Raw genomic sequence first — 11,268 nt, forward strand, 5'->3', positions numbered from 1 at the left:
GCGAGAAGATCCAGTCCGCGCCCGGCACGCGGGCCAGCGTCAGCGGCCCGGCTGCCTCGCTCGATCAGGTCCTGCAGATGAATCAGAGCGTCCAGTCGATGATGGACACGATCTTCCGTCAGGAGATCATGCTCGACTCCAAGCTGCGCACGGCTTCAAACGTACCTTCGCTGGTCGGTCCGGTCGGACCAGTCGGACCAAGCGGCGAACCCAGCGCGGTGCTGTCCGTCAACGGGCAGAGCGGCGAGGTCTTCCTGACCGCCGAGGATGGCGTCTTCCCGGCCGACCCGGAGATCCCCTCTGGCACTCTCTTATCGACCTTCCGCGAGCCTGGCGTCTACAGCTCCAGCGACCCCGATGGACCAGCGCCACACGATAGCCCGCCGGTCGATCATCCTGCTGTATGGACGATCTACGTCTCGCGTACGGAGAACTACGTCCAGCAGCTCTATATCTCTAATCCATCGCTATATTACCGTAGCAGTCAGAACGGCGGCGTGAGTTATCCTGGAGGCTGGATCCAGATCGGCAACGCAGGCGCCACCGGTTCAGCCGGTATCGGCGCGACAGGTGTGACGGGGGCGACCGGCGCCACGGGTCCCGTGGGAGCCACTGGGGCGACCGGCGTAGCCGGGGCTACAGGGGCCACTGGAAGCACAGGAATCACTGGAGTGACGGGCGTCACGGGAATGACTGGAGCGACAGGTGTTACGGGTGTGACAGGTCCGACAGGTCCGACCGGAGCGACAGGTCTGACCGGCCTTCCAGGTGCCACCGGCGCCACAGGCCGTACAGGGGCCACCGGCGCGACAGGCGCCACGGGTGTGACGGGTCTGATGGGCTTCACTGGGGCGACCGGGGCGACGGGCCTCATCGGAGCGTCAGGAGCTACCGGCCTCACCGGAGCGTCAGGAGCTACCGGCACTACGGGTGGCACTGGAGCGACAGGCCTTACAGGCTCGAGCGGCGCGACGGGCCCTACAGGCGCCACCGGGGCGACGGGCCTCACAGGTACTACCGGAGCAGCAGGCCTCACAGGCGCCACCGGAGCGACGGGCCCTGCAGGTGCCACCGGAGCGACGGGCCTCACCGGAGCCACAGGTCTCACCGGAGTAGCAGGTCTCACTGGGGCCACCGGAGCGATGGGCCCTACAGGCTCGACCGGAGCGACGGGCCTCACAGGGATCATGGGCGCGACGGGCGTCACGGGCGTCACAGGACCAACGGGCGTCACGGGCGCCACGGGCGCAACTGGAACGACAGGCGCGACAGGTCTCACAGGCCCCACAGGACCAACAGGACCAACAGGCGCCACTGGGGCGACAGGCATCACAGGCCCCACAGGACCAGCAGGCCTCACTGGCGCCACGGGCGCGACGGGCGTCACAGGTGTCACTGGGGCAACGGGTCTTACTGGGGCCACTGGGGCGGCTGGCCTAACAGGGACCACGGGCACGACGGGCGTCACGGGCGTCACGGGTGCGACGGGCGTTACAGGCGCCACTGGGGCGACGGGCGTCACTGGAGCCACTGGTCCCGGCAGTCCTCCCTCCTACCGCTACGTCGTTAACAATGTAGGCGCAGGTACGGTTTCAGACGGCAGTGTCTATCCCTTAACTCTGGATGTCACTGGAACTTCGGATATTGTATACTCGCCTTTAGCGAATATCATTACAATCAATAACACAGGTGATTATCTCATTGCATTTATGGTCGTCACCACGCACTCGGGCAGTCCCCTGCAATGGTGCGTCGAGAGAGATGGAACCAATCTGGGCAATTTCCATCAGACCAGTGCATCAGGTACCCGTGTCCAGGTCCAGGGGCAATATCTGGTGACTGTGGATACGGTAGGTCAGGTGTTCAGAATTGTTAATTCTTCAGGCAATGATCAAACTCAAACTGCGCAAGCCAACATGATTAGCGGATATTTGATGGCCATGCGGATTGCGGAGTAAGCCATGGACTTGACTGGCAGGTGAGTTAGCTAAAGAGAGATGGCGGTGCGCGGTGTTATCCGTGCCCGCCATTTCTTGTTGTTGCGCACAGTCGATGCTCGATACCGTCTTCCGCCAGGAGATGATGTTCGAGTCCAAACTCAGACCGCCGCGAATCTACCCACTGTCGTAGTAACTGGCTCTGCGGCGGGTACCGATTATGTCTTTGAGTCGAATCCCCGGCGCCCCGGTTCCCAATGGCCAGTTCCACCAAAGAACCGCAAACCCGACAAGGGCTCGAATCTGCGGGGAGTACCTGCAACGCATCAGCGCTGGCGACAAGCTAACGATTCGGAATACGTCCTTAGCCCCTCCGAATCATACAACGCTTAGTAATTATACCCTTGCCTATCTAACCGTCATCTAAATAATACTCAACCAATGGACTTGTCGCCATTTCCACATAAGGAAAGCCCTTGAATGTCTAGACGCATTCAAGGGCTTTTTCTTAATCCAACCTTTATATACTTACATGCTCGGCATAAAACGGAACTATCGCACGCCATTCGCCAACCGGCGACGAGCCCATCAGCCTCTCCAGCTGTACCGTGTTCCAGACGACAATCGCATTGATGAGCAGACTCTGCGACAGGATGGCCAGCGACTGCTCCTCGCGTTCGTCGCGGCGGACATGCCACTCATTGCCGCGCGCGAGCAACCGGGTGAGCCGGTGCAGCATCTGCCACCTCTCCTCATCTGCGGCGAGCGCCTGATTTCGTTCATGGGATCGCATCAGCTCGGCGGCGTACAACGTCTTCTCGATCCGTCCGATCTCGCGGACGCCCTCTCGGAGCTTGGGATACGCTTGCAGCTTGCGGTACGACAAAACAGCCGTAAGCGTCCCCTCCTCAACCGCCTCAGATATGCTGCGCATCTCAAGTGTTGCGTGCTCGATCTTGGCCGTCCTAATAGCCCCTGCTCTCGCAAATGGCGCAAGCGTCATACGACCGATCCTGTACATCCGCGCCCTGGGCGAACGTCTCAGTCTCGGCATCAGACGGAGCCCGAGGGTACGCGCCAGTCCGAACAGCTCATCCGCCATCCCGCGCGTCGGACAATACCGCACCTGCGCGTCCAGCAGCCCCTTGCCGCTCCTGGCACCAGCCAGCAGCCAGCCCAGATGATGATCGAAGGTCAAGTGCGTCGATACGATCATATGCCGGTCGTTGATCGTCCGACACAGATACCCCTCTATCTCTTGGCCTTCCCCGCCGATCGGATAAGCGTCATAGGACGTCTCGCCGCCCCGATCCCATGCCCGGGACAGCTGAAGACCGCTCTGATAGGCGATCAGCCGCTCCTGCGCTGCGTTCAGCGTATCGGCGTTGAGACGCCATTGCAATGTCGTCATCCGTTGACGATAGGTCGCCAACTCGCGATCATCCTCCTGGCTCGAGGGCAGACCGTTCAGCGTGCCGAGGCGTGCCAGCAGATCGTAGATCCGTTGCTTCTCCTCGTCATCCGGTGCTTTCAGGGTGGAGGCGTGGACGCAGCTGTCGCTAAAGCCGGTCCACGCGTCGACCTCCGCCAGCAAGTCATGCAGACGGATATCAGGCAACCGGCCGAGTAGCGACGCAGCCTCGTAGGCCTGTCTACGGGACGGGCGCTGGGCATGGGGATGGACATACGGGGCGTCTCGACCCGGCAAGGCAGGGAGCTCAGCGAGGCAAGCCGACAGATGCTCCGACCGATCCGCAAGGTAGGCGTTCACCGCTGCTGCGGCTTCCTGCTCACAAGCTTCAGCGCCCTTCCAGCTCTCATAAGGCCGGAAGCGCACGCTGCCGCTCACCCACAGATGGCCGTCTCGCAGCAGATTGCGCAGCTCCGCCAGGACAGCCGTCTCGAACAGATACCGGTACACCTCCCCGCTCTCATCGATGACGAGCGGACGCCACCGCTCCTCGATACAGTCGATCAGTGAAGGATCGATGACGCCATGACGCTCCCCTTTCTCATACATGCTGCGGAGCGCATCCATCGCTCGCAGCAAAGTCTTGGCTCGCTCCCCTCCCTCGAAGGCATAGAGGGACAGCAGGACAGGCGCATACTTGCGCAGGTGAAAGTAGCGTTTTTTGAATCGTTTCTTGGCTTCGCCCATGAATCGAAGGTCTGGCGTTTCTCTTCGCTCCTGCCGAGGCAGCCTCGCCTGCTCTCTCCTCCATTCATTCATCAACCGCCCGATAATCGTCATGTGGACGAGCAACGCGCGGTCTGTCAGATCGGTGCGGAGTTGACACAAGTGCAGAGCGAGCAAGCCATACTTCTTCGCAGGCTTCAACCTGGCGAACATCGTCGCATCGTAGCAGTCGGCGATCGCGATCATCCGCTGCAGACGGGACTCCGGGATGCCATCGGTGCGGACGACAAGGTCCAGGCTCTGCAGGGAGCTTAACCGCTCTGCGATCCGCAAAAATCCGTCGGCCGTATACGTATCCGTCCCCAATCGGAGCCAACTGAGCGACGGAGAGCTGCCTGTGCGCAGCAGTTCATCGAGCTGCTCGAGCTGAGCCGGAGACAGTCGTTCGGTGAGCTGACGGAGGATGTCGTTTTCGATCTGATGGCGGGTCTCCCATACGACTCGCTCGATGGTCGATAGCGCCGGGAAGATAATCTTCCGTGCTCTCAGCCAGTCGGTGCACGCCTGGACCGCCTGCACCGGGTCCTCCGACAGCATGAGCGGAGCATACATATCTTGCGCCAGTTGGTCGTAGTGCTCCTTGGTGAAGCTGGAGTAGCCGAACAGTCGCCGGATCTCATCGAGATGCTCACGGCGTGTCGGCTCCCGCCGGGCATAGTTCGCAAATTCGCCAGGCGCGATCTTCAGCTGACCTGCGATATAAGCGATAAATTCATCGGGAATGAACTCGTACTGCTGGAGAGGCCACCCCGGGTAAGCGACCAGTGCCAGTTGCACGGCAAATCCGAGGCGGTTGTAATCGCGTCGATGCAGCAGGATCGCATCTATCTGCTGTTTCGAAAACGTATAGTGCTTGAAGACTTCAACATCGCCCACGCCGGGGATTTGTTTGAAGGCAAGCTTTTGCTCATCGGTTAACACCTCTTTCGGATTCATGTACATGCCTCCCATCCAACGGTGGATTTCGAAGATGCTTGCATTAGTACTTGCCTGGCTTGAGGTTATGGTATCCCTAACCTATGTTCCGATCCCCCAGTTATGCTTGTCCACAGGAACAAGAAACAAAACTATGTAAATATTATTCTATTTCAGCGTAGTAATTTCCTTTTTATTATAGCTTTTATTTTTTATGGTTATTTGGAGAAGGCGGCTGCCTGACTGGCAGGAGCCGCCTCGCGAGGAGATGATCCCCGCCGGGGAGCAGCCGACGGGGATCGCTGTTGCAGGAGCAACAGGAGTAACAGGAGCGGCCACCCGCGAGCAAGCGGGTTAGCCTCGTTGCTCATCAGCTATTGTGCGTGGGGAGCAACATATCGATCCTCCCGAAGATCGATATACCACATCTTATGACCGCCGAATCAAAGTGATACACGATTTTCCAAAAAAATCTCGCGTGCGTATAAAATTCGTACGGTAAGTCCGGAGCAGGTCCGAGCAAAGCAGCGCCTGGCGAGTGAAAATTCGGTTTTCATCTGGTATACTGAAGATCAATCTTGGTATGTTGAAAGGGAGAGATCACGCGTGGCCGTAATTGCACTCATGCTGGCTCTATTCCTGCTCCTGCAGGTGGTCAGCTTGAAAAGACAAGTAAATGAATTGCGAGATGAACTCCACCAGCGGAACAACTGGATAGATGATACGACTTCGGCATCGGCTCCACTCAACCCGACAGCGCCTGGCGGCTTCGCGGATGGCTACGGAGACGAGCTGTCGCCCGAGCTGGAGGACCGACTGCGCGAGCTGGTCAGGCAGGGCAAAAAAATCGTAGCAATCAAGGAGCTGCGCATGACGCGCAACCTGTCGCTCGCAGAGGCCAAACGCATCGTAGATCGGTTGGAGCAGCGCTAGGGATAAGCCGGACCATCAAAAACTATTGTAACCCATAGAAACCCAAAAACAAAACGCCCGGATGACCTTGAGGCCCTCCGGGCGTGACGTCGTGACGCTGCGCTCTCCACCTGGCTTACGTGCGAAGGAACATACATCGCCTTATTTGGCACAAAACCGTATAGCGATACCTATGTTCCTATGGTAGCTATGGCCTGCCGGCACCAAACATAAGCAGCGCCTGCATGGCAGCGATGGCCAGCTCGGCACAGAGCCTCAAGCAGCGGCTGCGTGACTTCGGTTAGGCGACGGTGTTGCTAATCTCCTTGACGAAGCCGTTGTCGTGCGCGCGGTCCATGACTGCCCCGATTGCGTCGGGACGGGCTTCATCAAGGACGAACCACTCGTCGCTGACCGCATCGTGCACGAGATACTTCGGCAGTCCGGCGAGCAGTTCATCCGGGAACGCCTCGACGAGGGCATACAGGTCATAGTCGGCCAGTTCCTTGCCGTCCTTGTCGCGGAACGTATAGGCCCCAAACTGCGAGTATGAGCCGGGATCATCGATCAACGCGCGCCAGTCGTAATGCTCCGGCGCCTCCACCTTCTCCCCGAGGTCGCGGCTCAGCAGAGCGTAGAGCTGCTCCTGATAGGCTTCACCGCTAATCTCGCTTACGACACCGCCCATTAACATCCGGTACTCCTGCTGCAACGAAGCGACCGGCACCCCGCCGATTTTCAGCGGCTGAGCCTGCACACTCACCTGGCCATCCTTGTAGCTGACGCTTGCGTCGAAGGCTTCTGCGATCAGACGGATCGGCACGAGCAGACGATTGTTGGATAGATAAGGCTTCGCATCTACCGTCAGTGCGACGCCGTTTTTGTCCGCCTTGCTATCCATCAGCGACAGCGTCACCTTCAGGTCCTGCTTGGTCAGCACGACTTGAGCCGCTGTCCATTCTACCTCGGCGCCGAGATTCTCGCTGATGACGCGCAGCGGCACCATCAGACGATCATTCTTCATCTCCGGCTGGGCTTCGGAGACGATAGTCACCCCATCGATGACGATCGGATATGTAGCGGCGTAGGCCGCAGTCGAAGACAAGACCAGCGATGCAGCAAGCGTTGCGGACAAGATCAGTTTTCTCATAGGTAGTCACTCCTCGGATCTATGGTTTCAATTAATGTAGACGTGCCGCAGCTGGCAAAAGTTGCACGCATCGCTGTACCGCATCCGATCGCCGCACCCTGTGCTGTACACGCAATGTGGTCGTCCAACCGCCGTCATGCCGCCGGACCCCGCTGTGCATTGGCACTGTGCATATACAACGAAGAGCCGCTCGTCGTCCGAGCGGCTCGCTTCAGCTTATCTTCTCTGCAGAGGCTAGATCAGCCTGTCTGGGCAGGGGCCCCCGGAAGTGCGTTCAGTCGCAAGAGCACGCTCAATATCTGATGATGCTCCATCTCCCGGATCTCCCACAGATGCGTCCCATGCGCGATCGGCTCGGGCAGTCCGTCGCCGAGATCGGCGCGCAGCTGGAGCCATCCCCCTATCGTATCGATGTTGTCGCTGTTCTCGAAAGCGATGCCGTACCGCTCCTCCAGGTCGCTGAGCAGGACGCGTCCATTGATCAGATACGTCTGCGGCTCCTGCTCGACGATATCCTCCACCTCATCCTCATCGAACTCGTCGCGGATCTCGCCGACGATCTGCTCTAGGATATCCTCCATCGTGATGATGCCTGCCGTACCGCCATACTCATCGATGACCAATGCCATATGCACGCGGTTTTTTTGCATCTTGACCAGCGCGTCATGGAGCGGCGTCGACTCGTGGATGACGAAGATCTCATGGATATGCTCTTGCAGCTCGCCGAGGCGCCCCCGGGCGAACAAGGTGACGAATTCCTTGGCATTGAGGAATCCGACGATCGAATCCTTGTTATGCTCCTCGGTCACTGGGAAGCGGGTGTAGCGATGCTCGTCGATCATCTGCAGAATCTCCTCGGCTGGTGTCGTCAAGTCGAGGGCAGTCAACTGCGTGCGGGGCACCATGACGTCTCTGGCGATCCGCTCGTCGAAGGCGAAGATGTTCTTCAGATACGCCAGCTCCGTCTGATTGATCTCGCCGCCCTCGAAGCTCTGGTTCATGATGATCTTCAGCTCTTCCTCCGAGTGAGCCTGCTCATGGCTTGCCGGCTTGACGCCGAAGAGGCGGAGCAGCACCTGGGCCGAGCCGTTGAGCAGCCAGATGAGCGGCGCGAGCAGCGTACCGAACAGCACGAGCGGCCGCGAGAGCACCAGCGTCATCCGCTCGGCGAACTGGATCGCCAGCGTCTTCGGCGCCAGCTCGCCGACGACGACATGCAGGAACGTCATGATCGACATCGCCAGCGCATAGGAGATCGCTGTGCTGACCGCCGCTGCCAGTCCCCACTCGTCGAAGATCGGGTGCAGCAGCTTCTCGACCGTCGGCTTGCCTAGCGCGCCCAACCCGAGCGCAGTCACCGTAATGCCGAGCTGACAGGCCGACAGATAATAGTCGAGATTGGTGACGATGCGTTTGGCGGCGATCGCCTTTTTGTTGCCTTCGGCGACGAGCTGGTCGATGCGGCTCAGACGTACCTTGACGACGGCAAATTCGGAGCCGACGAAAAAGGCGGTCATCACAATGAGCAGCGCAGCAATCGACAGATTAATAAACGTGGATGAGTCCAATAAGTTCCCTCAGTCTGAGGGATTCACCTCCATAGGTTTTCAGTTTAATTGCACTACGTAGGATTCCATGCGGGCCGTCGAATCGACTGTCTTGCTTGTTCCGTTACTGTGCCATGCACCTTCCCAATTGCTTCACCTCCACTCGCTTACATCCTTTATTATATTATTTTTTCTTATGATACGCAAAAAACGCCGGAAACCGCCTAACAGCGAGGTTCCCGGCGTTCCTGTCGCGAATGCGCCGCGCGTGAAAATATAACGAAAGCTTATGCCTATAGCCCGCCGATCAGTTCGTCCTCCAGCCTGCGCATCTCGTAAAAGTAACCTTTGCGCGCCATCAGCTCCTCGTAGGCGCCGGCCTCGACGACGTTGCCCTGCTCCAGCACGACGATCTGGTCCATCGACTCCAGACCCGCAAGCCGATGTCGGATCCAGATGACTGTGTCCTCGCGTGCCTGCGTCATCAAGGCTTCGACGATATGCGCCTCGGTCACCGCGTCAAGCGAGGACGTCGGCTCGTCGAGCAGCCACAGCCGTCCTCCTCTGAGCATCGTCCGTGCCAGCGCAAGCCGCTGCTTCTCCCCGTCGGAGAGGTTCTCCCCTCGCTCGAGGACCGGATCCTCGAGCGACTTGTCCGCCAGTCTGGCCGCCTCAAGCGCGCGCTCCATCGCTTCTTCGCTGCACTGTCCGTCCTCTGTCAGGAGATTATCCCGGATCGTGCCGCGGAAAAAATGGTTGTGCTGAAGCACGACATGCGCTGCTCGCCAGATATCCTGCTCGTCAAGCGCAGACGTCGGAATGCCTTGCAGCCGCACCTCGCCTGCCGTCGGCTCGTACAGCTTCAGGATCAGCTCGAGGATCGTCGTCTTGCCCGAGCCGCTCGCACCGACGATCGCTGTCTTGGAGCCGGCCGGGATCATGAGGTCGACGCCACGCAGACTTGGCCGCCATTCATCGAGATGCCTGTAGACGACGCCGCGCAGCTCGACGGACGGCGCGTCTGATGACAGCTCCGCCGACGATTGCGCAGGCTTATCCTCCGAGACTTCGGTGACGCCCACAGTCTCGACGAGACGGGCGGCCGCATGCTCGCTGTCCTGCTTGTAGGCTGGCAATACAGCGACTGCCGCTGCCTCCTCGAACATCGTGTTGGTCGCGAGCACCAGCATCGCCAGATAGATGCCGACCAGCTCTCCCTGCGCGACTAGCCACGCACCAAGCGCCAGTACTCCGGCGGTCAAGCCATGCGTGAGCAGCACATGCAACGACTGGCCGCGCAGCAGCCGCACCGCCGCTTGCTCCTGCGAAGCGGAGAGCCCTGCGGCCTGATCGAGCAGCTCGCGCTCACGGGCCGCCAGCTGACCGTATACCTGCAGGTCGCGGTAGCCGTACAGCAGCTCGGTCATCTCGGTAGAGAGTCGGGCTCGGCGCAGCCGAACCTCGCGGGAGCGCCTGCGCTGGCCGAGCATGACCAGCCAGGGCACGACGAAGGCTGCGAGCAGCAATCCTCCCATCAGCAGCGCCGCTACGCCGATTGAGTACACCGAGGCAAAGGCGATCGTCGCGAAGCAGACGAGCAGCAGGATCAGCGGCGGGTAGGCGACGCGCAGGAAATAGTGCTGCAAGCTCTCGACATCGCCGACGATGCGCGATAGCAGGTCGCCGCTCCTGTGCTGGTTGAACAACCGAGGGGTGAGCGGCGTCAATCGACGGAAAAACATCACCCGAAGACGGCTCAGGATCGAGAACGTCGCGCGATGCGAATAGAGCCGCTCGCCATAACGGCTGACAGCCCGCAGCAGGCCGAGCAGCTTCACCATCGAGGTGAGCACGATCAACGTGTAGAGCGGCGGCGCATAAGCGGCCTTGGCGATCATATAACCGCTGGCCGCGAACAGTCCGACGCCGGCGATGCCGGCGACGAAGCCGCAGACGATCGCCAGCAGAATATCCTTGCGCTCCTGCAGCATCGCGCGCGCCATCACTTGCAGCTCGCTCATCCGGCATCCCCCCCTCTCTGCAGACGGACCATCCTGGCATACTGCGGCAGCCGTTCGAGCAGCTCCTCATGGCGACCGTTGCCGAGCAGGACGCCGTCCTGGAGGAACAGGATGCGGTCGGCATGGCGGATCGTATGCAGCCGATGCGCGACCGTGATCATCGTCGCCCGGCGGGACAGCTCGCCGAGCGAGCGTTGCAGTATCCGCTCGGTCTGCAAATCCAGGCCGACCGTCGGCTCGTCGAAGAGCAGCAGCGTCGGCGCATTCAGGAATGCCCGCGCCAGCGCGAGTCGCTGCTTCTCGCCGCCGGACAGCCCTCTGCCGCCCTCGCCTACGACGGTGTCGAGACCATGCTCCAGCTCCGCGAGCAGCGGCGCCAGACCGGCAGCGTCGGCGGCTCGCTCGATGTCGGTGCGGGTCGTCTCGCGACCGGCGCCGATCGCGATGTTGTCAGCGATCGTCCCGGCGAACAGATACGGATGCTGCGTAATATAGCTCATCCCGGCGTACCAGTCTTCGGGCGCATAACGATCGAGCGGAGCGCCGTCGATCAGCACCTCCCCCGAGCTTGCTGGCAGCAGCCCCGCGA

At 60.2% G+C, this 11,268-nt stretch carries 7 protein-coding genes; 2 read left to right on the forward strand and 5 right to left on the reverse strand.

Annotation, left to right across the window (positions count from 1 at the left end; translation table 11 throughout):
• On the forward strand, positions 1-1,958 hold a 1,958-nt coding region (locus PA598K_RS09730), incomplete at its 5' end, for a collagen-like protein (protein ID WP_221414118.1).
• A gap of 499 nt (positions 1,959-2,457) precedes the next feature.
• Here PA598K_RS09730 and PA598K_RS09735 read toward each other — a convergent pair.
• Positions 2,458-5,070 carry a DUF4158 domain-containing protein gene (locus tag PA598K_RS09735; RefSeq protein WP_185601783.1) on the reverse strand — a complete coding sequence of 871 codons (2,613 nt, stop codon included), beginning with the start codon at positions 5,068-5,070 and terminating at the stop codon, positions 2,458-2,460.
• 585 nt (positions 5,071-5,655) lie between these two features.
• Between PA598K_RS09735 and PA598K_RS09740 the strand changes: the two genes are divergently transcribed.
• The gene (locus PA598K_RS09740) at positions 5,656-5,982 is read left to right on the forward strand and encodes a hypothetical protein (RefSeq protein WP_128656768.1); all 327 of its coding nucleotides are present in this window, start codon (positions 5,656-5,658) and stop codon (positions 5,980-5,982) included.
• A gap of 280 nt (positions 5,983-6,262) precedes the next feature.
• Here PA598K_RS09740 and PA598K_RS09745 read toward each other — a convergent pair whose 3' ends face one another.
• The 4 genes from PA598K_RS09745 to PA598K_RS09760 form a co-directional block, all read right to left on the reverse strand.
• Positions 6,263-7,111 carry a copper amine oxidase N-terminal domain-containing protein gene (locus PA598K_RS09745; RefSeq protein ID WP_128656769.1) on the reverse strand — a complete coding sequence of 283 codons (849 nt, stop codon included), beginning with the start codon at positions 7,109-7,111 and terminating at the stop codon, positions 6,263-6,265.
• A 239-nt stretch (positions 7,112-7,350) separates the two neighbouring features.
• Positions 7,351-8,679 (reverse strand): hemolysin family protein, encoded by a 1,329-nt coding sequence (locus tag PA598K_RS09750; RefSeq protein WP_128656770.1) that lies wholly within the window; start codon positions 8,677-8,679, stop codon positions 7,351-7,353.
• Positions 8,680-8,951: 272 nt separating this feature from the next.
• Positions 8,952-10,679 (reverse strand): thiol reductant ABC exporter subunit CydC, encoded by a 1,728-nt coding sequence (gene cydC / locus PA598K_RS09755; protein ID WP_128656771.1) that lies wholly within the window; start codon positions 10,677-10,679, stop codon positions 8,952-8,954.
• A partial coding sequence (locus PA598K_RS09760; RefSeq protein WP_128656775.1) for an ATP-binding cassette domain-containing protein occupies positions 10,676-11,268 on the reverse strand: 593 nt, incomplete at its 5' end. The genes PA598K_RS09760 and cydC, both read right to left, overlap by 4 nt.

Source organism: Paenibacillus sp. 598K (assembly GCF_003851045.1).
Lineage (GTDB): Bacteria > Bacillota > Bacilli > Paenibacillales > Paenibacillaceae > Paenibacillus_D.

Excerpts from the sequence above, each read along its gene's own strand:
- PA598K_RS09745 (WP_128656769.1), bottom strand. The coding sequence starts at position 7,111 with ATGAGAAAACTGATCTTGTCCGCAACGCTTGCTGCATCGCTGGTCTTG.
- PA598K_RS09735 (WP_185601783.1), bottom strand. The coding sequence starts at position 5,070 with ATGAATCCGAAAGAGGTGTTAACCGATGAGCAAAAGCTTGCCTTCAAA.
- cydC (WP_128656771.1), bottom strand. The coding sequence starts at position 10,679 with ATGAGCGAGCTGCAAGTGATGGCGCGCGCGATGCTGCAGGAGCGCAAG.